The organism is Anaerosphaera multitolerans (genome assembly GCF_004006535.1).
GTDB classification, from domain to species: domain Bacteria; phylum Bacillota; class Clostridia; order Tissierellales; family Peptoniphilaceae; genus Anaerosphaera; species Anaerosphaera multitolerans.
The window spans coordinates 145706-171470 of record NZ_RLIH01000003.1 but is presented as its reverse complement, the minus strand read 5'-3'; the positions used below and the strand labels follow the sequence as shown (position 1 = coordinate 171470).

Sequence of the window (25765 nt, the reverse complement as noted above, 5' to 3'; positions counted from 1 at the left end):
TTATGATTAATTTAATTTATTTAATGCTTATTATTTTGGCCTTTGGTTCTGGATATTATAGCTTGGGGGTTATTTTAATCATTCTCAGACTCTCATTAGGTCAAAGTAAGAAAAAGAAAGTTAAAAAATCTAGAAATTATGACAATTTAAAAAGAACTTTATCCGACAATGAACAATTTAAGAAAATGCGTGATATTTTAGAAAATAAAAAAACAGATAGTGAAGAATTGGAAATCGAAGACATTAAAAGCACACCTTTAACAGAGGTAATGGATAAAACAGACATAAATTTTAAAAACTATCTAAGTGAAGAGTTGAAATTAGAGGATGACAAAGTTGAAAAAGTACTTAAAACTCTAAAGGGAACTGTTTCCTCCGGCGACTTGGTTAAGCTTGGAATTGACGCTGAAAGAGAGTTATTGTCAAAAGGATTTAGTGAAAAAGATATTGGAAAATTTAAGCTTAAAGATGACTTTGAGCTGAAAAACGAACTAAACAGTGAAAATCTTGCGAGAATAATGATTATGAAAGAAATTTTAGATAAACCAAAATCATTAAGCTAGTAATGGGGAGGCGATTGGCCTCCCTATTTATACTACAATATTAAGTGTTTTTATGCTATTATATATATTTACGGAGGTAGTTAATGGCTGAAATTTTAATTGATATTTCCAGCTTAAATGCAGAGAGACGAATGCAATTAGTGGGAAAACTTGATGAGAATTTAAAATTAATAGAAAAAAGTTTCAAGGTAAAAATAAAATTGGAAAGTGATTATTTAAAAGTAAAAGGTATAGAAGAGGATTTGGAAAAGTCTTCAGTCTTGTTTAGTAACTTATTCGAGCTTTTAAAAAGGCAGAAACGCTTAGAAATAACGGATTTGGAATATTCTATAAATTTAATTAAATCCGGAAATACGGTTCCAATTTCTGAATTACTTGATGAAACTATTGTATATACTTCAATGGGAAAGCCCATAAAGGCTAAAACTTTGGGGCAGAAGAGATATTTAGATTCTATGAAGGAAAATGATATAGTTTTCAGTATCGGTCCTGCAGGAACTGGAAAGACATACTTGGCAATGGCAATGGCAGTTAGAGCTTTTAAAAATAAAGAAGTAAATAGAATTATACTTACAAGACCTGCTGTTGAAGCAGGTGAAAGCTTGGGTTTTCTACCGGGGGATTTACAAATGAAAGTAGATCCTTACTTAAGACCTTTATATGATGCTCTTTTTGAAATATTGGGTTCAGATAATTATACAAAGTATGTAGAAAAAGGACTTATTGAAGTTGCTCCTTTGGCATATATGAGGGGAAGAACTTTAGATAGCGCCTATATAATTTTAGATGAGGCACAAAACACGACAAATGAACAGATGAAAATGTTTTTAACCAGATTGGGACACGGTTCAAAAGCCATTATTACAGGAGATATTACGCAGACAGACTTGCCGAAAGGGAAACAATCAGGTTTAAATAAGGTGCTTAGGATATTAAAGGGCATTAAGGGAATTGGAATAGTATACTTGGGAAACAATGACATAGTCAGAAATTCTCTAGTCCAAAAAATACTAAATGCCTATGATAAGTATGAATCTAGGAATAAAGAAACTAGTAAAGGTTAGTGAAAGATATGAATGTTCTATTTGACAACAGACAAGATGAAATTTTTATTGATGAGTATTTAATTGAACTTGTTAAAAACTCCATTAAAGCTGTAGTGGAAGTTGAGGATTTAGAAGATAATATAATGGTAAGTGTTTCCTTTGTTAATAGTGATGAAATTCATAAATTAAACAGGGAGTTTAGAGGTGTTGACAGCTCAACAGACGTTTTATCCTTTCCTATAGATGATGAGTTTCAATTAGAGGAAAGAATTTTAGGCGATGTTGTAATTAATACACAAAGAGTAATAGAGCAAGCTGAAGAATTGGGACATTCAAATGAAAGAGAACTTTCCTATTTAACAGTCCATTCAGTTTTACATCTCCTAGGCTATGACCACGAAGAAGAATCAGATAAAATCTTAATGAGGGAAAGAGAAAAACTTGTAATGGACAAGTTGGAGCTTTATAGGTGATCAAATGAAAAAAAGTAACTTTATATCATCTTTTAATTATGCCGTACAGGGGATAATATCCGCCCTAAAAACGGAAAAAAATATGAAGTTTCACTACTTGGCAGCTCTTGGAATAATAATTATCAGTTTGTTTATGGATTTTTCTAGAATGGAATTTATGTTGTTAATTTTTGCAATTACTTTTGTAGTAACGGCTGAAATGATAAATACGGCTATTGAACGAACTGTGGACCTAGTGGTTCAAGATTACAATCCCATTGCAAAGTATGTAAAGGATGTATCTGCAGGAGCGGTTTTAATATCTGCAGTAAATGCATTAGTGGTGGCATACTTGCTTTTTTACGATAGGTTGTCAAATGTGGGAGATTTACTACTTGTAAAGTTGAAAAATTCAGTACAACACTTAAGTTTTATATCCATATTATTAGTTTTGATATTAACTGTTGGAGGAAAGTATCTTTGGGCGAAAAAAAATGGTGGAACTTACTTTCAAGGTGGTGCCATATCAGGCCATACGTCTTTGGCATTTTGTGCTGCTACGATAATAGCTTTTGTAAGTGAAAATATATTAGTTTCATTGGCGGCTTATGGCATTGCATTCTTAGTTGGAGAAAGTCGGATAGAGGGCGGAATTCATAAAATAAGCGAAGTTGTTAGTGGGGCAATTATGGGCATATTAGTTGCTTTTATAGTTTTCAAAGTAATAGGTTAGGAGAATTTATGAAATACAATGAATTAATAGAGCTTGCAATTTATGCAAGAGATAATTCTACTTACACTCCCTATTCTAAATTTAAGGTGGGAGCAGCTGTAGAAATGGAAGACGGGAGTACCTATAGTGGCGGTAATATTGAAATTGCCTCCTATTCACCTACAAATTGCGCAGAGAGAACGGCAATTTTTAAAGCCGTATCAGAGGGGAAAAGGAAAATAAAGAGAATAGCAGTGGTGGGAGACAATGACTATACTTATCCCTGTGGCGTATGTAGACAGGTTATTAGGGAATTTGGGGAAAATCCTGAAATTATAATTGCAAATACAACAGAAGATTATAGGGTTTACAAACTTGAAGATCTGCTTCCTCATAGTTTTGGACCAGAAGATTTAAAAGAGGTGAAACAAGATGTTTAAATCGGGTTATGTCACTATTATCGGGAGACCAAATGTGGGTAAAAGTACACTTTTAAATTCCATAATAGGTCAAAAAATATCTGCTATTTCCAATAAACCTCAAACAACTAGAGATAGAATAACTTTCATTTATACCGATGAAGAAGCTCAGATAATTTTCTTAGACACTCCCGGTATTCAGAAACCAAAGAATAAACTGGGGAGTTTTATGTTAAAAACTTCTGAAGAAACATTGACTGAAGTTGATGTAATAACATATTTAGTAGATTGTTCTGAAAAAATCGGGAAAATGGATAGTTATATTATAAACTTTTTAACTGAGCACAAGGAGAAGAATCCTAATAAACCAATAATACTTTTAATAAATAAAATAGATGAAATTCAAAAGGAAAAACTTTTTGAACTTATTAAAATGTACGATGAGTTAAATATTTTCAATGAAATAATTCCAATCTCTGCATTAAAAGCAGATGGTATAGAAGAATATCTGGAGGTGTTGAAGAGTTACTTGTCAGAGGGACCGATGTTTTATCCGGAAGATATGATTACTGATAAGACAGAGAAGTTCATAGTAGCTGAAATAATCAGAGAAAAGGCCTTAAGATTTTTAAATGAGGAAATACCTCACGGTGTAGCTGTTTCCATTGAAAGTATGAAAGAGCGCAATAATAAAATTATGGATATTGAAGCAACTATTTATGTAGAGAGGGAATCCCATAAGGGGATAATAATAGGAAAAGCCGGATCTATGTTAAAGAAAATAGGTACCAGTGCAAGAAAAGAAATTGAAATTTTACTTGATGAGAAAGTAAATTTGAAATTATGGGTTAAAGTGGAAAAAAATTGGCGCGATAAGGAAAATAAAGTAAAGTATTTCGGTTATAAGTGATGAAAAAGACGGTTACTGAATTAATAGTCATTAGTGAACAAAAGTATAAAGAAACAAGTAAAATTCTAAGAGTGTTTACTAGAGAGTTGGGAAAGGTTTCTATTTTAGCTAAAGGAGCCTTGGGAGCCAAATCCTCCTTAACATCTACAACACAATTATTTACTAATTCAAAAGCTACAATTGTAAAAGGGAAGTCCTTTTATTATATTGAAGGTGCAGTTTTAATTAATTCCAATTTTGAAATTCGAAGGAATTATGAAAATTTAATTTTGGGAAGTTTCCTATTGGAGTTAGTAGATAAATCTTTCTTAGACGAAGAACCGAATACTAAGGTATTTGATTTATTGAAGAAAACCTTGACTTTAATCTCTAAGGAAGATAATATTTTACCTTTAATAATGGCTTTTGAACTTAAGTATATGTCTTTTTTGGGATACCGTCCCATACTTAGGGAATATGATGAAAATGTCTTTTCCATACTAGATGGAGGCATAGTTGAAAAACCAAGTGTGTACAAGGAAAAAACATACTTTGTGACCAAGAAAGATATTTACTATTTAAAAAAATTATTATATACTTCTTTAGATGAAATAAAAGAAGAGAATTCCAAAGAATTAATTAATTTACAAAATATTTTATTAGAATATATAAAGTACAATCTTGATATTAGCGAGTTTAATTCGCTTTCATTAATATAATAAGGAGGAGACAAATGTATTTCCAAGATTTAATACAGAGTTTACAGAGTTATTGGAAAGATAAGGGTTGTGTCATAATGCAGCCCTATGATATTGAAAAGGGTGCGGGAACTATGAATCCGTCTACTTTTTTAAAGGCGCTAGGCCCTGAACCATGGAGGACGTGTTACGTTGAACCATCTAGAAGACCTGCTGATGGTAGATATGGAGAAAATCCCAATAGACTGTACCAGCACCATCAAATGCAAGTAATTTTAAAACCGTCACCAGAAAACATTCAGGAACTTTATCTTGAGAGTTTAGAGGCAATAGGCATTGATCCTTTAAAACATGATATTAGGTTTGTTGAGGATAACTGGGAGTCACCAACTTTAGGAGCCTGGGGTCTTGGTTGGGAAGTCTGGCTTGATGGAATGGAAATAACTCAATTTACTTATTTTCAACAAGTGGGTAGTGTAAACTGTGAATTGGAATCTGCGGAATTGACATATGGCTTGGAGAGAATATCAATGTACTTACAAGATGTAAATTCAGTTTATGATATTAAATGGAATGAATACTTAACTTACGGTGACGTATTTAAAATGTCCGAGTATGAAAACTCTCTATATAGTTTTGAATTGGCTGATATTGATATGCTTAAAAATCTCTTTAGCATATATGAAAAGGAAGCAATTAGAATAATAGAAAACGAATTGGTCCTACCTGCTTATGACTACTGTTTAAAGTGTTCACATGCATTTAACGTATTGGATTCAAGAGGTGCTATTTCTGTTTCTGAAAGAACTAATTATATTTCCAGAGTTAGAAATATTGCCAAAGCCGTTGCACTTCAATATTTAAAGGAAAGAGAAGAAATGGGATTTCCTCTATTAAAGACAGGAGGTAATAACAATGAATAAATACTTACTTGAAATTGGAGTTGAAGAACTTCCTGCAAGATTTGTAGAACTTGCAATAGAACAATTAAAACAGAAGGCAGAAAAACTTTTAAAGGAAAATCAAATTGACTTTAAAGAACTTGAAGTTTATGCAACACCTCGTCGTTTAAGTTTAATTATAGACGATGTAAAATTGTACCAAGAAGATATAAATCTTGAAGTAAAGGGACCTTCTAAAAAACTTTCCTTTGATGAGGAGGGAAATCCTACTAAACCTCTACTTGGCTTTATGAAAGGACAAGGGGTTAACTTAGAGGATATAGTTTTTAAAGAATTTAAAAATGAAGAATATGTATATGCAAATATTCATAAAAAAGGTGAATCTTTTGCAAATATTATAAATAAAAATGCAGCAGAGTTAATAAAATCCATTAACTTCCCTAAAAACATGAAATGGGGAGGAAAAAACATTAAGTTTGCAAGACCGATTAGATGGATAGTTTCTTTATTAAATGATGAAGTAGTGGAGTTTGATTTTGAAAATATTCCTGTATCAAATGTTACAAGAGGTCATAGATTTTTAGGAAAGTCAAATATAGTAATTGACAGTGTGGATAATTATGAAGCTAAATTAAAAGAAAATTTTGTAATTTTAAATCAGGAAGAAAGAAAAGAAATTATAAAATACGATTCCAAAAAACTTGCAAGATCTCTTGGTGGAGAAATTCATGAAGATCCTGCTTTATTAGAGGAACTTACCTACATTGTAGAGTATCCAAATCCAATTGTGGGAAGTATTAAGGAAGAATATCTTCAATTACCTAAAGAGGTAATTACCACTCCTATGAGAGACCATCAAAGATATATGCCTGTTTATGATTCAAATGGGGAATTGCTGCCTTATTTTATCACCATAAGAAATGGAAATGACGACTATAAAGAAATCGTTGTGGCAGGAAATGAAAAGGTTCTTGATGCAAGATTGGAAGATGCTAAATTCTTTTATAATGAAGATATTTCAAAACCTCTTGAAGATTATATAGATGCTTTAAAGGGAGTTATGTTTCAAGATAAATTGGGAACTATGTATGATAAGTCCATTAGAATAGGAAAACTGTCTGAAAAGATAGGTCAGGATCTTGAGATTGCCAATGAAGCCTTTGAAACTTTAAAGAGAGCATCTAAATTGTCCAAGGCTGATTTAACTACTAAAATGGTTCAGGAATTTACAGAGCTTCAAGGTAGAATGGGTTCAATTTACGCCGAGAAGTCGGGGGAATCCGATATAGTGTGTCAAGCTATATTTGAACAATATCTGCCTAGATATTCTCATGATGAACTACCAAAATCAACGACAGGTTCAATTTTGGCAATTGCAGATAAGTTAGATACTATTGTGGGATTATTTTCCATAGATTTAATACCGACAGGGTCTCAGGATCCCTTTGGACTTAGAAGAAGCGCCATAGGTATTATAAATATAATTGAAGATAACAAATGGGAACTTTCTCTAGATGAAATTATTGACTACTCAATGTATATATATATTGAAGATAAAGAACTTGCCTTTGACAGTGGTAAAGTAAAGGATAGTATATTGGAATTCTTTAGAGGAAGAATAAAGACCATGCTTCAGGAGCGCAATATTAGATACGACATTATTGACTCAATAATAAATTCGGAAGAAAGCACTATAGTTGATATATTTGAAAAATCACTAATATTAAACGAATATTTTTCAGTGGATAGAGATGATTTAGTAGATGCTCTAGTTAGAGTGCATAATATTTCTAAAAACTTTGAAGATGGAGTTTTAAAGGAAGAGTTGTTACTTGAAAAAGAAGAGAAGGAATTATTTAAGGCGAAATCTGAAATATTGCCAAAGGTAACTGAAAAAATAAACCAAGGGCAATATAATTTAGCTTTGGATAATCTCAATGAACTAGTGTCTCCTATAAATAATTTCTTTGACAATATAATGATATTAGTTGAAGATGAAAAAATAAAGAATAATAGATTAGCTTTAATTAAGGAAGTAGATGATATAGCAAATAGAATTTTTGATGTTGAAAAAATAGTTACAAGTTAAGTTGGTGAAAAATTGGAATTTACTAAGAGACAAATTAAAATAATTGAGATTGTAAAGGAATTTGGGCCAATAACAGGAGATGAAATTGCCGGTAAATTATCACTTTCCAGAGCGACTATTAGACCTGATTTAACAATACTTACTATGTTAAATATATTGGGAGCTAGACCTAAGGTAGGTTATTTTTATACAGGGAAATCAGGAATGACTGTATTTTCTAAGAAAGTAAGCAGTATAAAAGTAAAGGACACAATGTCCCTTCCAATAGTAATGGATGAAAATAGCAGTATTTACGACGTAATAGTGGGACTTTTTTTGGAAGATATGAGTTCGGTTTTTATAACTAATGATGGATTTTTAGCTGGAGTGGTTTCCAGAAAGGATCTCTTGAGAACGGCTATGGGAAAAATGGATTTAAACAACACTCCAATTGGATTGATAATGACTCGTATGCCTAATATAGTCTGTGTAACGGAAGAAGACAGCGTACTTGATGCGGCTATAAAAATTGAGGATAAGGGAGTTGATTCCCTTCCGGTGGTGAGAGTTGTAGATGAGGATTTAAAAAAGTTAAAAGTTGTGGGGAGATTTACGAAGACCAATGTAAATAGGATTTTTGTAGAGCTTGCTAGAGAGAATTTTTAATGGAGGTAATCATGACTGATAGTACAATGAATATATATGTAATTTCCGACTCCATTGGAGAAACTGGTGAACTTATTGCCAAGGGTAGCATTAGACAATTTGAATCAGAAAATTTTGAAATAAAAAGATATCCATATCACAACAGTATTGAGCAAATTGAACCTATACTTGAAGAGGCGGCGCAAACGCCTAAAAGTTTGGTAATATACACTAATGTAGTTCAAAGCACGAGAGACTTCATTAGAAAAAAGACAGAGGAACTTAATCTACATACTGTAGATGTAATGGGTTCTCCAATGGACCAAATTGAAGAAATCTTGGGATATCCTCCTCTAAGAGAACCGGGTTTAATAAGACGATTAGACGATAATTACTTTAAAAAGGTAGAGGCTATTGAATTTGCCGTTAAGTATGATGATGGAAAGGATCCTCGCGGAGTAAAAAAAGCTGATTTGTGTTTAGTGGGTATTTCTAGAACTTCAAAGACGCCGCTTTCAATGTACTTGGCTAACAAAAATTATAAAGTTGCAAATATACCGTTGGTACCGGAAGTTCCTGTACCTGATGAAGTGTATGAAAAAGACGTTAGAAAAGTTATCGGTTTAACCTGTAATCCGGAAAAGCTCATTTCCATTAGAGAAGAGAGGCTAAAGGCTCTCGGTCTTTCAAGTGGGGCAAAATATGCTCATATTGACAGAATAAAAGAGGAATTAAAGTATTCGAAGCAAATTATGGAGGAATTGGGCTGTATAGTAATAGATGTTACAAGTAGGGCAATTGAGGAAACAGCAGAAATTATAATTGAACATATTGAGGGAACATTTTCTTAGGAAGTGATGAAATGGTTCAACGTGAAATTCGCGAGCAATTGGAACATAAAATTTTGTTTAAAAGTGCAAGCTTTTCTGATACTACAAAGGGAAGAAAAGTAAGCGAGGAAAAATGTAATTTAAGAACTGAATTTCAAAGAGATAGAGATAGAATACTGCATTCAAAGTCTTTTAGAAGGTTGAAACACAAAACTCAGGTTTTTATTTCACCGGAAGGAGATCACTTTAGAACGAGACTAACTCATACTTTGGAAGTATCACAAATTGGAAGAACTATTGCAAGGGCTTTGGAATTAAATGAAGATTTAATTGAAGCTATGGCCCTCGGTCATGATTTAGGTCATACACCCTTTGGGCATAGTGGAGAGAAAATTTTAAATGAATTAAATCCAAAGGGTTTTAAGCATAATGTCCAATCTCTTAGAGTTGTGGACTTTTTAGAAATTGACAGTAATCGTATAGGTCTAAATTTAACCTATGAAGTAAGAGACGGAATTTTAAATCACAGTGGATGTGCAAATGCCAGTACATTGGAAGGTCAAATTTTAAAGTATGCTGATAGAATAGCTTATATAAATCATGATATTGACGATGCTATTAGAGCTGGTATTATAAGTATTGAGGACTTGCCTAAAGAACTTGTAGAAATTTTAGGAAAAGACCATTCTCAGAGAATTAACACCATGATAAATTCCCTGGTAAAGGAAAGTTATCATAAGGATTTTATAAAAATGGGAAAAACAGTTGGAGATGCAACTTTAAAATTGCGTCAATTTATGTTTGAAAGGGTATACAATAATAGTACTGTCAAATCAGAAGATGATAAAATATTACATTTAATCAGTTCGCTTTTTTCATATTATAAAAAGAATATTGATAAAATTCCAAAGGAAAATTTAAAAGTTTATAATAATATTGAACACACTAAGGAAGATATTATTTGTGACTATATTGCCGGAATGACAGATATATATGTGATAAACTTATATAAATCCATTTATATACCTAAGGGATGGAGTAAGTAGGTGATTTTATGTCTTACATTATAGATGAAGATACTTTAAATGAAATTAGAGACAGAGCAGATATAGTTGATGTAATCTCTAGTTACGTAAATTTAAAGAAAAGCGGAGCTAATTATATGGGGTTGTGTCCATTTCATGGGGAGAAGACCCCTTCTTTTTCTGTGTCGCCAAGTAAGGGGATTTTTCATTGTTTTGGTTGTGGTGTCGGAGGAGATCAAATTACCTTTATAATGAAAAGAGAAAACCTGGGTTTTAGAGAAGCTGTTAAATTTTTAGCAGAAAAGTACAATGTTCCTTTAAAAGAGGGTAAATATAATAATAGCTTAGGTGATAAGAAAAAAAGAGCTTATCTTGCCAATAGAGAAGCAGCAAAGTATTATTTGGAGAAATTAAGTGAATCTAAAATTGCTTTTAATTATTTAATTAATAGAAATATAAATGTGGATGTAATTAAAAAATTTGGAATAGGTTATGCACCCAATGAGTGGGATGGTCTATATAAATACCTAAGAGCAAAAGATTTTACTGATGAAGAGTTGGAAGAATTTAATTTAACTACAAAAACTAAAAAGGGAAACTATATTGACAGATTTAGAAATAGGATAATGTTTCCAATTATTGACACTCAAAAGAGAGTTATAGGTTTTGGGGGAAGAGTCCTAGATGATACACTTCCAAAGTATTTAAATACAAGAGATACAATTGTGTTTAACAAGGGAGAAAATCTTTTCGGTTTAAATATAATTGCTTCGGAGTCGGATAGAGAGGCTATTATACTGGTAGAGGGCTATATGGATGTTATATCCCTGTATAAAAGTGGTATAAATTATAGTGTGGCCAGTCTTGGGACATCACTTACACAATCCCAAAGTAAAATTTTAAAAAGGTATGGAAAGGAAATATATATATGTTATGATGGAGATTCAGCTGGAGCTAAAGCGACAAGCAGGGCTATAGATATATTGATTAATGAGAACATTAGTCCTAAAATTATTATTTTACCCGATAATTTAGATCCTGATGATTACCTTTCCAAATTTGGGAAATTAAATTTTGAATTGGAGATGAAAAAAAGTCTATCCTATTTTGATTATAAGATTTTAAAAATCAAAGAAAATTATAATTTGGAGTCCTCAGAAGGTCTTACCGGATTTACCAGTGAAGTTGCACAGGTCTTGTCAAGAGTGAAGAATCCCATTGAAAGAGATGTTTATACGGATAAAATAGCTCGTGAATATTCCGTTTCTAAGGAAGCTATTAATAGTTATATTAGACAACTTTATAGAAGAAAGTCCAATAAGATTGAAAAAAAGATAGTACCTCAAAAGGAAATTAAAAAAGTATTATTAGAGGACGCCAGAAAGAAAGCGGAGTTGCTTTTAATAAAGTATTCAATAATGGGAGAAGATGAATATAGATTTTTAAGTGAAAATTTAATGGCCTACGAATTTAAAAATATAAATTATAGAATTATATATGAAGAATTAATAGAGCAGTATAAAACTGAGAAGTATGATGAAAAAGTTTTTTTACAGAGTTTAAAAGATAAAAACATAATAGATGAAGCTTTTATTTATGAGTTAGGAAACATAGATATTGACAATTATAATTCACATCAAGTGATGAGAGAACTTATTAGCACGTTGAGAAAAGATGATTTAGAAAATGAAAAAAAAGATTTATTAAATGAAATTAAAAAATTTGATAATGGAAATTTAGCTAAAGAAGATCTTTTGAAATTGGAGTCTTTAATAAGTGAACTCAATGCAATAAATGAAAAACTGAATCTTTCTCAATAAGGAGGAATAATATGGTCGATGATAATAACCTTACGTTTAGTGGGGAAAAGGTTGAAACAAAAGAAAATATTATTGATAACTTAAAAAGTGCAGGTAGAAAGAAGGGTAATTTAACTTATAGTGAGATTATCAATGCGCTTGGAGAAGTTGAAACGGAAAGTGATGAAATAGATTTACTTTATCAAGATTTTGAAAAAGATGGCATTGAAGTTTTAGATGACAAAAAAATTGAAGAAGAAGTAACTGACGAAGAAAAAGAAGATTTATCAGTTCCGAAAGGTATTAGTGTAGATGATCCTGTTAGAATGTATTTAAAGGAAATAGGTAAGATACCGCTTTTAACCGGAGAAGAAGAAGTTGAAATTGCAAAGAGAATGGAAGCAGGAGATGAGTTTGCTAAACAGGAGTTGGCAGAGGCGAATTTAAGACTTGTGGTTTCAATTGCAAAAAGATATGTGGGACGAGGTATGAACTTTTTGGATTTAATCCAAGAGGGAAACTTGGGTTTAATGAAGGCAGTTGAGAAATTTGACTATACCAAGGGATTTAAGTTTTCTACTTATGCTACATGGTGGATTAGACAGGCAATTACCAGAGCCATAGCTGATCAAGCTCGAACTATTAGAATTCCAGTTCACATGGTTGAAACTATAAATAAATTAGTTAGAGTTCAAAGACAATTGGTTCAAGAACTTGGTAGAGATCCGTCTCCTGAAGAAATCGCCAAGGAAATGAACTTAGAAGTGGAAAAGGTTAGAGAAATACAAAAAATAGCCCAAGAGCCCGTATCCTTAGAAACTCCAATAGGAGAAGAGGAGGACTCTCATTTAGGAGATTTCATTCCTGATGATGATATATTATCTCCTTCTGATGCAGCTACCTTTGCTCTTTTAAAGGAGCAGTTAAGTGACGTTTTAGAAACTTTAACTGATAGAGAGAAAAAAGTTTTAACTCTTCGATTTGGTTTAGATGATGGTAGAGCGAGAACTCTTGAAGAAGTAGGCAAAGAATTTGACGTCACAAGAGAAAGAATAAGACAGATTGAAGCTAAGGCATTACGAAAGCTCAGACACCCAAGTAGAAGCAAAAAATTAAAGGATTTTTTAGAATGATGAAAATATCAAAAAGGCTAAAAACTTTGTCAAATTTAGTTAGTAAAAATTCAAAAGTAGCGGATATTGGCACAGATCATGGATTTGTGCCAAATTTTTTAGTGGAAAATAATATTTCTAATTATGTAATCTGCTCGGATATCAGTGAAGAGTCGCTACAAAAAAGTATTTCCTTAATTGAGAGTATGGGAAATGAAAAACATATAAAGACAAGAGTAGGTGATGGCTTAAGCGTTTTAAATAAGGGTGAGGTAGACACCGTAATAATTGCAGGTATGGGTGGACAATTAATTTCTAAAATACTTAAAAGTGAGATTGAATTAGTTAAAGAACTGGATAAAATTATTCTTCAACCTATGCAAGGGCAGGAATTATTAAGAAAATTTCTCTATGAAAATGGATTTAATATAGTTGATGAACTGATAGTCTATGAAGATGGCAGCTATTTTGAAATTATAGTTACAAAATATGATGGAATTATTAGAAGTGTCAATAAAATTTTTTATGAGATTCCCAAAATACTTTTAGATAGAAAAGATCCTATATTAAAAGATTTTCTTACAGAGAAAATAAAATATAATAATTCTATAATTGATGAAATTAAAGATTATAAGAGCGAAAAAGTAAGAGACAGAGTTGAGGAATTATCTAAGATAAATAATAGATATAAGGAGTTATTATGCACTATAAAGTAGAAGAAATAATAAGATTTATGGAAAATTGGGCCAAACCGGAATATGAAGAAGATTGGGACAACTCCGGAGTTCAAATATTATTTGAAAATAGTGAAATTGAAAATATTGTAGTAGCATTGGATTTAACTGATGAAGTGGTAGATATGGCTATTGAAAAAAATGTAAAATTGATTATTACACATCATCCAATGTTTTTTAACGGCTTAAAGTCTATAAGAAGTGATGAGTATATTGGAAAGAATGTAATAAGGTTGATTGAAAATAAAATTACCGTATACAGCGCACATACTACTTTAGATATAGCTGAAGAAGGAGTTAATGACACAATCAGTAAGCTCTTAAATTTAAGAGAGGTAAAAGGTCTATATAAGACTGAAAAGGGATATTATATAGGCAGGACAGGATTGCTGGAAAAGGAGATGCCTTTAGAAGAATTTATAGAATTTTTAAAATTACAATTTAATATAAATAACTTAAGAATATATGGTAAATTAAAAGAATCAGTGAAAAAAGTTTCTCTTTGTGGAGGGGCAGGGGCTGATTTTATTAGAAATGCAATTGACGAAAAATCAGATATTTATTTTACTGGAGACGTTAAGCATCATGAGGGACAATTAGCCTATGAAAACAATTTAATCATAGTTGATATTGGTCATTATAACAGTGAAAAAATTATAGTTGAGAAGATTAAAGAAAAATTGTTAAAAGACTTTAAATTAAATATTTATACAACTTTAAAAAATAGTTATGAAATAGATGTTGATGATATTTGAGATTAGTGTTAAAATGTCTTAAGACAAGTAAATTGGTCAATCGCATCGCAATGATGAGGAAAGTCTGTGCTCCATAGAGCAGGATGCCGGCTAACGGCCGGTGGGGGCGACCCTAAGGAAAGTGCAACAGAAATATACCGCCATTACGGTAAGGGTGGAAAGGCGAGGTAAGAGCTCACCGGATTATTAGTAATAATAATGCCATGTAAACCCCATTCGGAGCAAGACCAAAATAGGAATAACAGATGTTGCTCGCATCTGCCGGTAGGTAGGTCGCTAAAGTTTATCGGTGACGATAAAATATAGATAGATGATTGATTAAACAGAACACAGCTTATAGATTTACTTGTCAAACTAATAAAAGATTACAAATTTATTAAAATGTTTAATAAAATTGTAATCTTTTATTGCTTTTTTGTAACCGCTTTGTTATACTTTAATAGAATTGATTTAGAAATTAAGTTAAGGAGTGTTACGATTTGTTTAATATAAATATAAAAAATAAGGTGCCTTATGGTTTGGCAGCGCTTTGTGTAGTGTCATTGTTCGGTCTTAAGGATACTGGAATTTTTATTAATGAACACGTTCAAACTACCTATAGTGGAAATAAAGTATATTTTGAAGTGGGAGAAGTAGCTAATATAATAGATGAGTCAAATGACGGATACATAGTATCTAAGGGTAAGGCTAAAGTAACAGTACCGGTTGAAAAAGTTAAATTGACTGAATCTGAAATTACTACTTATAAAGTAATTAAAAATACTTCGATTAAAGATTCTGAAGATCAAATTTTAAGAAATTTATTTTTAGGTGAAGAAGTAGTATTAGTTGATGATTTAGGTGAGAATTTAGTAATTAAAAGTGATGATAATATAAAAGGACAAGTTGCAAAGGCAAATCTTGAACTTGTGGGAACTGAAACTATTAAGTACGATGAGCCTGTAAACTTAGATAATAATGTTCAATCTATAGATATTGAACAGTTGGAAAAAGAAGAAGAGGAAATTGAAAAAATAGCTAAGCAAGGTGCTAATATTGAAGTAGATGAATATGTACCTTCTACAGATAATGCAAAAGCTAGTGAGGCTATAGATTTAGCCCTAGAACATATGGGAACAAAGTACGTATATGGAGCAACAGGTGATGGCGGATTTGATTGTTCTGGTTTAATATATGCTGTGTATAAGAACAAATTAGGTATAAATCTTCCAAGATCTTCATCTGAGCAATCAACTTATGGAACTCAAGTGTCAAGAAATAATTTAGAGCCAGGAGATTTAGTATTCTTTAATACTGCTGGTGGAGGAGTTTCACATGTTGGTATCTATATGGGTGGCGATAATTTTGTACACGCTTCAAGCGGACAGGGCAAAGTAGTTATTTCTTCACTAAATGAAGATTATTATGATGCCAGATATAACAATGCCACTAGAGTTTTATAATAGTATTAAATTCAGAACTTTCTCTATAAATAAATAGGGAAAGTTTTTTTATGTTATTATAGGGGTATGTTTTAAATGTTGAAGAGATTTTAAATTACTGTTATTATATAAGAAATTAATTACTATTATTACGTTAAAATAAAGGAAGTGTAAGTTTGGCTAAAAATTTAGTGATAGTTGAGTCACCTACTAAGGCAAAAACTATTAAAAAAATGTTGGGAAGTAATTATAAAGTGGTGGCCTCTGTTGGACATATAAGAGATCTTCCGAAAAGCACATTGGGAATAGATATAGAAAATAACTTTGAACCTAAGTATATAAATATTAGGGGGAAAGGCGATATAATTAAAAGCTTAAAAAAAGATGCCAAGGCAGCGAATAAAGTTTTTTTAGCTACTGACCCGGACAGGGAAGGAGAGGCAATATCCTGGCACTTGTCACATATTTTGGATATAGAGCCTACAGCTAAGGCAAGGGTAACCTTTAATGAAATTACTAAGGATACTGTAAAGAAACAGATAAAATCTCCAAGAAGCATAGATATGAACTTAGTAGATGCTCAACAGGCAAGACGTGTTCTTGATAGACTAGTGGGCTATAAAATAAGTCCTTTATTATGGAAAAAGGTGAAAAGCGGTCTATCTGCCGGTAGAGTACAATCAGTAGTATTAAAAATTATCTGTGATAGAGAACAGGAAATTGAAGATTTTATATCAGAAGAGTATTGGAGTATAGAAGCTACATTAAAAAAATCCAGAAAAAGTTTCCTTACTAAGTACTATGGAACTTTAGAAAATGGTAAAGTTAAAAAAGTAGATATAAAAAACGAAAAACAGGCAGATGAAATACTAAATAAGGTTGATGAAAATAACTTTAAAGTGTCAGAGATAAAAAAAGGATTAAGGAAGAAAAATCCAAATCAACCTTTCACTACCTCTACGCTTCAGCAGGAAGCCTCAAAAAAATTGAATTTTTCCACGAAAAAGACTATGATGCTTGCCCAAAGACTTTATGAGGGAATTGAAGTGCCAAAAGAAGGTTCAGTAGGTTTAATCACCTATATGAGAACTGATTCCACCAGAATCTCTCCTGAAGCTTTAGAGACGCTTTTATCCTATATAGATAGTAATTACGGAAAGGAATACTCAAAACAGAATACAAGGTCAAAACAAAAGGGTAACGTTCAAGATGCCCATGAATGTATTAGACCTACCGATGTAAACAGAACTCCTTTTTCTTTAAAAGATTCATTAAGCAGAGATGAGTTTAGGCTTTATAATTTAATTTGGAGAAGGTTCGTAGCTTCTCAAATGCAGCCTGCAATTTATGATACTATTAACTTAAGTGTTAATTCAAATGATGAAATATTTAAAGCATCAGGCTCTCAAATTAGTTTTGATGGATTTTTAAAGGTTTATGAAATAGATTCAGAAAAAGATAATATTCTGCCGGATTTGGAATTAAATGATTTGTTGAAATTGAAATCCATAGAGAAAAACCAGCATTTCACTCAGCCTCCGGCAAGATATAACGAAGCAAGTTTAATAAAACTCCTTGAAGAATGGGGAATAGGAAGACCTTCAACTTATTCGCCCATAGTAAGTACTTTACTTTCAAGGTATTATGTGGTTTTAGAGGAAAAGAAGTTAATCCCTACAGAACTTGGTATTACTGTAAATGAAATTCTAGTTGAAAATTTTCCTGATATAGTAAATGAAAAATTTACGGCAGAAATGGAAGATGAATTAGATAAGGTTGCAGAAGGTGAGATTCAATGGAAAAGTATAATTTCTGAATTTTATGATAAATTTGAAAAAGAGTTACTTGTGGCTGAAGAAAAAATAAAAAAAGTTGAGATTCGTGATGAAGTAACAGACATAAAATGTGAAAAATGCGGACGAAATATGGTTATAAAAATGGGAAGATATGGTAAATTTTTAGCGTGTCCAGGTTTTCCTGAATGTAGAAATGCAAAACCTTTAGTAGAAAAGATAAATGTAAAATGCCCTAAGTGTGATGGAGATATAGTTGTTAAGAGAAGTAAAAAAGGAAGAAAGTTTTATGGATGTAGCAACTATCCGGAATGTGACTTTGTAACATGGAACAAACCTGTTGATAAGAAGTGTCCGGAGTGTAATGAAATTTTAGTTGAGGTTAATAACAGAAAAGAACACATATTAAAATGTAATAATAAAACTTGTAGCTATAGAGAAGAAGTAGAAGGGGATTAAAATGTGTGAAATTTTAAGGAAGAAAACCTTAGAAGTTATCAATATAGACCTATCTATGAAGTATGATGTTGTACCTATAAGTGAAGACGAAGACAGTATAGTATTTTGGTCGTTGGAAGACGATCAAAATACTTCTGTTTTATTGAGAATAATTACCGGAAAAAACATAGTCTTTAAAATTTGCAGTAGTGAAGAAATTGTAGCATATAGAAATAAAGTCTATGGGAAAAAAGATAAATCTTCTATTATAAATGAATTGAACAACTTAGAAAGGGACATTTCTTTAGAAGATGACTATGTGGAAGATTTAACAGATTCTCCAATTGTACGATTTTTAAATTTAATTTTAAATTATGCAATAGAGAACAACGGTTCAGATGTACATATTGACAGTGACGAAGAAGGAGCTCTTATTAGAATTAGAATTGACGGAGTTTTAATGGACTTATGTCCTGTTCCTCAGTGGGCAAATCAAAGAATACATATTAGGACAAAAGTTCTATGCAACTTGGATTACACAGTTAAAAACATTCCTCAAGATGGAAGATTTACATATAAATACATGGGGAAAAATATAGATATTCGTGTTGCAATAACGCCAACTTCCAGTGGTGGGAAAATTGTTTTTAGAATATTAAATAAAGAAAGTATTGATTATAGCAAGAGTGGAATAGGATTGGAGGGAAATGACTTATATCTAATGGAACAGTTAACTTCTCAGCCAAGTGGACTGTTATTAATTTGCGGCCCCACAAATAGTGGAAAAACTTCAACGCTTTACGCCTTACTTAAATCTCTTAAATCAGATGAGATAAATATTATGACTGTAGAAGATCCTGTGGAATATAAAATTGAGGGAATAAATCAAATTGAAATAGAAGAAAAGGTAGGATTGGATTTTGAAAGCGGATTAAGAGCCATATTAAGATTGGATCCCGATATAATTATGGTTGGGGAGATTAGAAGTTTAGAAACTGCGGATATTGCAATAAAATCTTCAATAAGCGGCAGACTTGTATTTAGTACGATTCATGCCAATAGTAGTGTATCAGCAATTTATAGATTGTTAGATATGGGTATTGACAACTACCTGCTATCTGCAGGCGTAATAGGTATAGTATCTCAAAGGTTAGTTAGGAAGCTTTGTAATTGTAAAAGGAGAGTGAAAACCTATGTGGATTTGTATGGAGAATATTTAGATGTTTGTGAGCCAGTAGGGTGTTCAAGTTGTTACAATGGCTATAGTGGAAGAAGAGCCGTCTTTGAAATCTTAGTAGTTAATGAAGAGTTAAGACAGGCTATAAACAAAGGGTCTTCCCTAAGTGAATTAAAATCCATTGCTGAAAAAGGAGGTATGGTAACTTTGAAAGATGCGATGAAAGTCCTTTTATTAAAAGGCGAAACTTCTGTAGAAGAAATATATAAAAATTTAATTACTATAGGAGTGTAGTGTATGATTTATAAGTGTAAGGTCATAAATAAGTTTAACGAAGTGGTTGAAGAATTTATAGAAACAGATTCCAAAGAGTTGGTTTTAGAAATTTTAAGAGATAGAAATTTAAAACCGATAACTATAGAAAGAGAAAGTTACGGGAATAGAGAGCTTAAAATATCTAAAAAAATATTTTCAGGTGAGGATATTCAAATATTATTATATGAACTTTACGTTATGACAAAATCAAAAATACCAATACCCAAATCATTTAAAATACTTTCATTACAGGAAAAGGGTAAGAAGAGAGAATCTTTAATTTCCATTTACGAAGATTTAAATAGGGGGATACCTCTAAGTGAATCTATGCAAAAATCAAAACTATTTCCCAGTTTTATTGTAAATATGGTTTCAATAGGAGAAAATTCCTCTGACATTTCAATAATTTTCAAAAACCTATCTAATTATTATATTAAAGAAGGCATGTTAAATAAAAAAATTCAAGGTGCCTTAATATATCCTATCATTTTAATTTTAGTTACAGTTATAATAGTCAATTTTTTAGTATTTAACATACTTCCAACTTTTGAGAATATTTTTAACAACTCGGATGTGGACCTGCCTAAGATGACAACTTTTTTAATCAATATTTCAAAATTTATAAACGCAAATATTATTATCATTTTATTAATAATTATATCTATATTAATAGTTTTAATTATCTTTTTTAAAAGTGAACTTGGAAAGAGAAAAAGGGATAGCGTAAAGCTTAAAAGTTCCTTTTATAGGTTAATACTTGGAAACAAAATATTGAATATGATGTATTTCTTAATTAAGTCCAAAGCTACTGTTTCAAGCACACTAAATATAGTAAGTAAGTCTGTAGAAAATGTAATTATTGAGGAAAAATTAAAATCTTCTATGGATGATTTAAAGAAGGGAGTGGAACTCTCCACTACTTTTAAAAATTTAAAAATTTTCCCTAATATGGTAATTTCAATGTTGCAAGTAGGGGAAGAATCGTCAAATTTTGAAGAAATCCTAAAATCCTTGGTAGAATATTATGAACATGAGATAAGATTAAAAGAAAACAGGTTAATCCAATTAATTGAACCGATAACTATAGTGATATTATCTATAATTGTAGGTTATGTAGTCATATCTATAGCAGTACCTATGTTTGATATTACAAATAGAATATGAGGTGTAAAATGAAAAGGAAAAATAAAGGCTTTACTTTAATTGAATTAGTAATTGTTATTGCAATCCTTGCAATTTTAGTAGCTATTGCAATACCAAGATTTGGTAAATCAAATTTATCAGCTCAAGCTACTGCCCATAATGTAAATGTAAGAGAAGTTAAAAATGCAGCCATAATGTATATGACAGATAAACAAAGGGAAAAAATAACGGCAATAAGTATGGCAGATTTAAAAGATTATTTTGACAATGAGTTTCCGAAACCGGCTAAAAGTATGGGAGAAAACTTTGAAGTGTCAGTGGATACATCAGGAAATATAAAAGTTACACCGGGAATTGTAGAAGTTGTAGGAAATGAAATTAAACTTGTTGAAGGTCAAAAATAAAATGTTAATTGGTTTTTCAGTGTTTTACTTTGGTTCGATAATAGGCTCCTTGATGGGAGCCTTTATAGAAAGAAGAGGTAGATTAATAGAATTTTTATTGGGAAGATCTTATTGTGTAAATTGTAAGAGTTACATACCAATATATTATAATATTCCTATTTTCTCATATATATTTCTAAGGGGTAAGTGTCATAATTGTAAAGAAAAAATTCCGATTTATAATTTATTTTATGAAATCACTATGGGATCCTTATTTTTAATTGTATTTATAAATAAGGGCTTATCTATAGAGTTTTTTCTTAGAGCAATTCAAATAACCATACTTTTGACAATAGCTTTTACTGACTTAAAAATACAATATATTTACACCTTTGATTTAGTTTTGCTGTTAATTTCGGAAGTTATTTATAAATATATGAAAAATCAAAATGTTTTTAAGGGATTGTATCCAATGGTAATGTTACTGGTAATTTTTTTATTAATATATTTTATTAGTGGAGGTATTGGAGAGGGAGATATTTATCTTGGTGCAATATCTGGTTTTTTTACAAATAATTTATATGAAGGCTTTATCTTATTTAGAAATAGTTTCATAATTGCTGCTTTAGTGGCTATAATCTTACTGATTTTAAAAAGAAAAAAGAAAGAAGATGCAATTGCCTTTGCACCATACATAGTAATTGGGATAATTAAGGAGATATTGTGAAAATAAAAAAATTAAAATCAAAAAAGGAAATATTTTTAATTTTAGATGATTACGTTATAAAATTTATAAGAGGAGAAGAAGTAAGAGAATTTAATATTCCTAAAAATATAATTACAGATGGTGAAATAAAGGATTACCATCATATATTTTATTTATTAAAAAAATTTTTAAAGGTTGAGGAAATTTCATTGAAAACTGATATTGTAGTTTTCTTTAACAGTTCAAAAATTTTAACACTAAATATTAACTTGCCTAAATTACAGGAAAGGGAAATAGAAAGCGCCGTTGAATATCAGTTGAGAATATCATTGTCTGAAAATTATGATAATTTTTATATTAGATTTAACAAGTTCTATAATGGAGAAAATTATAATATAAATGTATTTTTAGTACCTAAATTATTAATTGAAGAGTATCTTAGCATATTTAAAAACTTAAATTTGAAAATTTCCGGTCTATACTATTTAAATTCAGTCTTAGCGGAAAATATGAAATGTGAAAATATTGTATTATTTAGTTTTAATACTCTTTCCATTTTAAATCAAAAAGAAAACAGTTTTAAAATAAAAAATTATTTTTTAAATGATTATTTAAGTTTTTTAAACAATCATAATTTAGAATACTACAACGCTTTAAATATATTAGATGGGAAATATGATAATACAAGTTCAGAAATTAAAGAGAAATTTAAAAAGTTTGAAATTCTAAATAGAATGGAAAGATTTTCTATTGTAGAAAGAGATTTAGCAGAAGGTTCAATTTTATTTGAAGGAAATCTTATAACAGATAAAATTAAAGAGGATTTGCAAAGAAACTTTGACAACAGAGAATTATATTTTAATATGGATTATGAAACTTTAAAATTAAATAAAGATTTAAATTTTTTTGAAACTAAAAAATCAAATAAAAATAAAGTAGATTATAAAATTTTATTTGTAGTCCTAGCCTTTTTAATTTTTAATTTTCTAGTTTATAAGGATTTAAATTATAAAGTTAATATGGGAAAAGATGAATTTGAAAGTCTTAAGTCTGAAGAAATTAATATTGATTTAAAGATTAAAGAACTTGATTTTAATAGGATTATTGAGGATAATAATAAGATAAAGTTGAACTTGGAAAAAGAAAGACGACTTACGGAAATTTCTAATAACTTAAAAATGTTTGAAAAGATTTTTTTAGATATGGAGTCTAAAGTAAATGAAAATGTTTTGTTTACCGACTATATATTTGAAAATCCTAACCTATATATTATGGGATTATCAAAAGACTTGGAAGTAGTAAATAAAATATTAGAAGAAATTAACTATAAAAGTAAAATAATAGAAAATAATTCAATAGACGGAATTATAAACTTTAAAATTTTAATTGAGTTAGGAGCTAAGAGTTGAAGATAGGAAAGATATCAAATGAGGAATTGAGAAATCACGTTTTTAAAAATATTATAAATAAGAGAAAAGAAGTATTAGTAAGTTCTGAAATAGGAATAGATACGGCTGTTTTAGATTTAGATGATGATTTAGTTGTAATTTCCATAGATCCAATTACTGGTTCAACTAAGGATTTGGGAAAGCTTTCTGTAAATATATCCTGTAATGATGTGGTATGTGGAGGTGCAGAGCCGGTGGCAATGCTTATGAGTATTTTGTTGCCGCCCACTGCAACTTTAGATGAATTAGATGAGATTATGAGAGATGCGGAAGAAGAATGTGACAGGTTAAACTTGGATATTGTTGGTGGCCATACAGAAATTACTGATGCTGTTAATAGAATAGTAGTTACTACTACAGTAATAGGAAGAGTAAGCGAAAATGAACTGCCTAAAATCAAGGATATTAATGACGATGATATAGTTGCCATTTCTAAATCTATTGGAATAGAGGGATCTTCCATTATCTATAAAGAGAAAATGAATGAGTTGGAAGGAGTTCTTTCTTTAGAGGAGAAAAGTGAAGTAAATAATTTTTCTAATATGTTATCTGTGGTAAAGGAAGCACAAATTGCCAAAAAGTACAATGTTAAATATATGCATGATATTACCGAAGGTGGATTGTATGGTGCTCTTTGGGAAAGTGCACAGGTTGTAAATAAGAAAATTATAGTGGATAAGGAATTAGTACCTATAAAAAAGGTAACTGGAAAAATTGCTGATTTTTACGGATTAGATGTATATAGATTGATTTCAAGTGGTAGTATGGTGTTTATATTAAATAAAAATGATTATGAGGAATTTAGGAAAAAAAGTGCTTTGGAAGGTATTGAAATAACGAAAATAGGTGAAATAAAAGAGGGTAGCGGCTTTTTTGTAAAAGATGGCGCCTTGGAGGAAATTACAAATACTACTGTTGATGAATTGTATAAAGTCGTATAATTTAACTCTGCATTATGATTTACTTCAAGGAGGAAGTTATGAAAAAATTCTTATTTATATTTATGACACTGTTCTTTCTTCTTAACGGTGTTGTAGAGGCAAATTCGTCCTTTAATGTGAAATTAGATGGGAAAAATACTACTGTTAATATGGTGAAAGTAAGTATAGACAATGAACCTTTAATAAGTGATTTTGCTCCTTATGTAGTAAATGGAAGGACATTTGTACCTATTAGAGAAATAAGTGAAAGTTTAGGAGCCACAGTTGACTGGGACAATAAAGTTAAAAGTGCAACTATTAAATTAGATGAAAAAGAAATTAAATTAAAAATAGATAGCAACATTATCTATGTTGACGGTACTAAATCTAAAATAGATGATAATTCAATACCTAAATTTGTATCCTATACTCTTCCAAATAGTGAAACAAAGACAATGGTACCTTTGAGATTTATATCCGAAGCCTTTGGATATGAGGTTTTATGGGAATCCAAATCGAACTTGGCTAGCATTATTACTGAAGAGGGAAAATCCTTGGAGAAAGAAGAGGATTTAAAAATTGAGAAAGATATGGAGGAAACCGTAAAGACAGAATCTATTTCAACTGATAATAATTCCTACTTTTCCAATTTTGAAAAAGAAGAAGCTGAAAATATTGGAAAAAGAGATAAAGATGACGTCTACACCGCTGCAGGTTTAGACGTAACAATTGAAGAAGAGAAGAGAACCGTTGAAGTAACTGATAAAATAACTGCTGAAGGACCATTAAATATAGTTATAGATCCGGGACACGGTGGAAAGGATAATGGTGCGACAGCATTAGACGGAACTTATGAAAAAGAGTTGAATTTAAAAGTTTCTAAGGAGCTATATGATAAATTAAAAGCTAACGGATACAATGTAACTTTAACTAGAACTTCTGATGAGTATGTAAAACTTCTTGATAGAGCTAGCGAGTCTAACAATAGTGATGCGGAAATATTTTTATCTATTCACTTTAATAGTTCTGAAATTGAAGATGCAAAGGGTATTGAGGTACTTTATGCTTCTGAAGATGACGTATTAATAAAGACGGTTAAACAAAAAACACTGGCAAATGAATTATTAAAATCATTGACAAAAGAGACTGGTTTAAACAGTAGAGGTGTTAAAAATAGGTCTGATTTAGTGGTATTGAGCAAGACAAAAAATGTCTCTGCTTTAGCGGAACTGGGATTTATTTCAAATGAAGAAGATTTAAAATCAATAAAAAATGATAATTTTATTGAAAAATTAGTTAATGGACTGTATAATGGCTTAGTAAATTATATAGATAATTATGTGATAATAAATTAAAGGGGCTAGGCCTCTTT

The 25765-nt window shown here is 30.7% G+C and carries 25 protein-coding genes and 1 other RNA gene; all 26 read left to right on the top strand.

Annotation, left to right across the window (positions count from 1 at the left end; all coding sequences use genetic code 11):
* Positions 1 to 2: 2 nt before the first annotated feature.
* Positions 3 to 563, top strand: a complete 561-nt coding sequence (locus tag EF514_RS03365) for a hypothetical protein (RefSeq protein ID WP_127723833.1) — start codon at positions 3 to 5, stop codon at positions 561 to 563.
* An 83-nt stretch (positions 564 to 646) separates the two neighbouring features.
* On the top strand, positions 647 to 1627 hold the full coding sequence (locus tag EF514_RS03360) for a PhoH family protein (RefSeq protein ID WP_127723831.1): 981 nt from the start codon (positions 647 to 649) through the stop codon (positions 1625 to 1627).
* Between the two features lie 8 nt (positions 1628 to 1635).
* Positions 1636 to 2082 carry an rRNA maturation RNase YbeY gene (gene ybeY / locus EF514_RS03355; RefSeq protein ID WP_127723962.1) on the top strand — a complete coding sequence of 149 codons (447 nt, stop codon included), beginning with the start codon at positions 1636 to 1638 and terminating at the stop codon, positions 2080 to 2082.
* Between the two features lie 4 nt (positions 2083 to 2086).
* On the top strand, positions 2087 to 2794 hold the full coding sequence (locus EF514_RS03350; RefSeq protein WP_127723829.1) for a diacylglycerol kinase: 708 nt from the start codon (positions 2087 to 2089) through the stop codon (positions 2792 to 2794).
* 8 nt (positions 2795 to 2802) lie between these two features.
* Entirely contained in the window at positions 2803 to 3213 is a 411-nt protein-coding gene (locus EF514_RS03345; protein WP_127723827.1) for a cytidine deaminase, read from the top strand.
* On the top strand, positions 3206 to 4102 hold the full coding sequence (era, locus tag EF514_RS03340; RefSeq protein ID WP_127723825.1) for a GTPase Era: 897 nt from the start codon (positions 3206 to 3208) through the stop codon (positions 4100 to 4102). Before EF514_RS03345 ends, era begins: the two co-directional genes overlap by 8 nt.
* Positions 4102 to 4800 (top strand): DNA repair protein RecO, encoded by a 699-nt coding sequence (gene recO, locus EF514_RS03335; protein WP_127723823.1) that lies wholly within the window; start codon positions 4102 to 4104, stop codon positions 4798 to 4800. Before era ends, recO begins: the two co-directional genes overlap by 1 nt.
* Before the next feature lie 14 nt (positions 4801 to 4814).
* The gene (gene glyQ / locus EF514_RS03330) at positions 4815 to 5702 is read left to right on the top strand and encodes a glycine--tRNA ligase subunit alpha (protein ID WP_127723821.1); all 888 of its coding nucleotides are present in this window, start codon (positions 4815 to 4817) and stop codon (positions 5700 to 5702) included.
* Positions 5695 to 7770: a glycine--tRNA ligase subunit beta gene (glyS, locus tag EF514_RS03325; protein WP_127723819.1), complete on the top strand. Its 2076-nt coding sequence runs from the start codon at positions 5695 to 5697 to the stop codon at positions 7768 to 7770. Before glyQ ends, glyS begins: the two co-directional genes overlap by 8 nt.
* 12 nt (positions 7771 to 7782) lie before the next feature.
* Positions 7783 to 8415, top strand: coding sequence for a transcriptional regulator CcpN (gene ccpN / locus EF514_RS03320; protein WP_127723817.1), 633 nt, complete (start codon positions 7783 to 7785; stop codon positions 8413 to 8415).
* Between the two features lie 11 nt (positions 8416 to 8426).
* Positions 8427 to 9245, top strand: a complete 819-nt coding sequence (locus tag EF514_RS03315) for a pyruvate, water dikinase regulatory protein (protein WP_127723815.1) — start codon at positions 8427 to 8429, stop codon at positions 9243 to 9245.
* 11 nt (positions 9246 to 9256) lie between these two features.
* Positions 9257 to 10270: a deoxyguanosinetriphosphate triphosphohydrolase gene (locus tag EF514_RS03310; protein WP_127723813.1), complete on the top strand. Its 1014-nt coding sequence runs from the start codon at positions 9257 to 9259 to the stop codon at positions 10268 to 10270.
* 8 nt (positions 10271 to 10278) lie between these two features.
* Positions 10279 to 12069 (top strand): DNA primase, encoded by a 1791-nt coding sequence (dnaG, locus tag EF514_RS03305; RefSeq protein WP_127723811.1) that lies wholly within the window; start codon positions 10279 to 10281, stop codon positions 12067 to 12069.
* An 11-nt stretch (positions 12070 to 12080) separates the two neighbouring features.
* Positions 12081 to 13181, top strand: a complete 1101-nt coding sequence (rpoD, locus tag EF514_RS03300) for an RNA polymerase sigma factor RpoD (protein WP_127723809.1) — start codon at positions 12081 to 12083, stop codon at positions 13179 to 13181.
* Complete coding sequence (locus EF514_RS03295; RefSeq protein ID WP_127723807.1) at positions 13178 to 13876, top strand: tRNA (adenine(22)-N(1))-methyltransferase; 699 nt, start codon at positions 13178 to 13180, stop codon at positions 13874 to 13876. Before rpoD ends, EF514_RS03295 begins: the two co-directional genes overlap by 4 nt.
* A complete protein-coding gene (locus EF514_RS03290) occupies positions 13861 to 14649 on the top strand; it encodes a Nif3-like dinuclear metal center hexameric protein (protein ID WP_127723805.1) in 789 nt (262 codons plus the stop codon). The genes EF514_RS03295 and EF514_RS03290 overlap by 16 nt, the downstream gene beginning before the upstream one ends.
* Positions 14650 to 14673: 24 nt before the next feature.
* Positions 14674 to 15002: RNase P RNA component class A (gene rnpB, locus EF514_RS03285), an RNA gene on the top strand.
* Between the two features lie 126 nt (positions 15003 to 15128).
* On the top strand, positions 15129 to 16091 hold the full coding sequence (locus EF514_RS03280) for a C40 family peptidase (protein ID WP_240648993.1): 963 nt from the start codon (positions 15129 to 15131) through the stop codon (positions 16089 to 16091).
* A 155-nt stretch (positions 16092 to 16246) separates the two neighbouring features.
* On the top strand, positions 16247 to 18322 hold the full coding sequence (topA, locus tag EF514_RS03275; RefSeq protein ID WP_127723803.1) for a type I DNA topoisomerase: 2076 nt from the start codon (positions 16247 to 16249) through the stop codon (positions 18320 to 18322).
* A gap of 1 nt (position 18323) precedes the next feature.
* Positions 18324 to 19772: a GspE/PulE family protein gene (locus tag EF514_RS03270; protein WP_127723801.1), complete on the top strand. Its 1449-nt coding sequence runs from the start codon at positions 18324 to 18326 to the stop codon at positions 19770 to 19772.
* 3 nt (positions 19773 to 19775) lie between these two features.
* A complete protein-coding gene (locus EF514_RS03265; protein WP_127723799.1) occupies positions 19776 to 20957 on the top strand; it encodes a type II secretion system F family protein in 1182 nt (393 codons plus the stop codon).
* A gap of 8 nt (positions 20958 to 20965) precedes the next feature.
* A complete protein-coding gene (locus tag EF514_RS10970) occupies positions 20966 to 21340 on the top strand; it encodes a type II secretion system protein (protein WP_127723797.1) in 375 nt (124 codons plus the stop codon).
* Positions 21324 to 22046 carry a prepilin peptidase gene (locus EF514_RS03255; protein WP_164845531.1) on the top strand — a complete coding sequence of 241 codons (723 nt, stop codon included), beginning with the start codon at positions 21324 to 21326 and terminating at the stop codon, positions 22044 to 22046. Before EF514_RS10970 ends, EF514_RS03255 begins: the two co-directional genes overlap by 17 nt.
* Positions 22043 to 23434 (top strand): type IV pilus biogenesis protein PilM, encoded by a 1392-nt coding sequence (locus tag EF514_RS03250; protein ID WP_127723793.1) that lies wholly within the window; start codon positions 22043 to 22045, stop codon positions 23432 to 23434. Before EF514_RS03255 ends, EF514_RS03250 begins: the two co-directional genes overlap by 4 nt.
* Positions 23431 to 24414, top strand: coding sequence for an AIR synthase family protein (locus EF514_RS03245; protein ID WP_127723791.1), 984 nt, complete (start codon positions 23431 to 23433; stop codon positions 24412 to 24414). The genes EF514_RS03250 and EF514_RS03245 overlap by 4 nt, the downstream gene beginning before the upstream one ends.
* Before the next feature lie 38 nt (positions 24415 to 24452).
* On the top strand, positions 24453 to 25748 hold the full coding sequence (locus EF514_RS03240; protein ID WP_127723789.1) for an N-acetylmuramoyl-L-alanine amidase: 1296 nt from the start codon (positions 24453 to 24455) through the stop codon (positions 25746 to 25748).
* The last annotated feature ends 17 nt before the right edge of the window (positions 25749 to 25765 follow it).

Excerpts from the sequence above, each read along its gene's own strand:
- EF514_RS03270 (WP_127723801.1), top strand. The coding sequence starts at position 18,324 with ATGTGTGAAATTTTAAGGAAGAAAACCTTAGAAGTTATCAATATAGAC.
- era (WP_127723825.1), top strand. The coding sequence starts at position 3,206 with ATGTTTAAATCGGGTTATGTCACTATTATCGGGAGACCAAATGTGGGT.
- ybeY (WP_127723962.1), top strand. The coding sequence starts at position 1,636 with ATGAATGTTCTATTTGACAACAGACAAGATGAAATTTTTATTGATGAG.
- EF514_RS03310 (WP_127723813.1), top strand. The coding sequence starts at position 9,257 with ATGGTTCAACGTGAAATTCGCGAGCAATTGGAACATAAAATTTTGTTT.
- EF514_RS03240 (WP_127723789.1), top strand. The coding sequence starts at position 24,453 with ATGAAAAAATTCTTATTTATATTTATGACACTGTTCTTTCTTCTTAAC.
- EF514_RS03295 (WP_127723807.1), top strand. The coding sequence starts at position 13,178 with ATGATGAAAATATCAAAAAGGCTAAAAACTTTGTCAAATTTAGTTAGT.
- rpoD (WP_127723809.1), top strand. The coding sequence starts at position 12,081 with ATGGTCGATGATAATAACCTTACGTTTAGTGGGGAAAAGGTTGAAACA.
- EF514_RS03350 (WP_127723829.1), top strand. The coding sequence starts at position 2,087 with ATGAAAAAAAGTAACTTTATATCATCTTTTAATTATGCCGTACAGGGG.
- recO (WP_127723823.1), top strand. The coding sequence starts at position 4,102 with ATGAAAAAGACGGTTACTGAATTAATAGTCATTAGTGAACAAAAGTAT.
- EF514_RS03365 (WP_127723833.1), top strand. The coding sequence starts at position 3 with ATGATTAATTTAATTTATTTAATGCTTATTATTTTGGCCTTTGGTTCT.
- dnaG (WP_127723811.1), top strand. The coding sequence starts at position 10,279 with ATGTCTTACATTATAGATGAAGATACTTTAAATGAAATTAGAGACAGA.
- EF514_RS03345 (WP_127723827.1), top strand. The coding sequence starts at position 2,803 with ATGAAATACAATGAATTAATAGAGCTTGCAATTTATGCAAGAGATAAT.
- EF514_RS03290 (WP_127723805.1), top strand. The coding sequence starts at position 13,861 with ATGCACTATAAAGTAGAAGAAATAATAAGATTTATGGAAAATTGGGCC.
- glyQ (WP_127723821.1), top strand. The coding sequence starts at position 4,815 with ATGTATTTCCAAGATTTAATACAGAGTTTACAGAGTTATTGGAAAGAT.
- EF514_RS03315 (WP_127723815.1), top strand. The coding sequence starts at position 8,427 with ATGACTGATAGTACAATGAATATATATGTAATTTCCGACTCCATTGGA.
- EF514_RS10970 (WP_127723797.1), top strand. The coding sequence starts at position 20,966 with ATGAAAAGGAAAAATAAAGGCTTTACTTTAATTGAATTAGTAATTGTT.
- EF514_RS03265 (WP_127723799.1), top strand. The coding sequence starts at position 19,776 with ATGATTTATAAGTGTAAGGTCATAAATAAGTTTAACGAAGTGGTTGAA.
- EF514_RS03360 (WP_127723831.1), top strand. The coding sequence starts at position 647 with ATGGCTGAAATTTTAATTGATATTTCCAGCTTAAATGCAGAGAGACGA.
- glyS (WP_127723819.1), top strand. The coding sequence starts at position 5,695 with ATGAATAAATACTTACTTGAAATTGGAGTTGAAGAACTTCCTGCAAGA.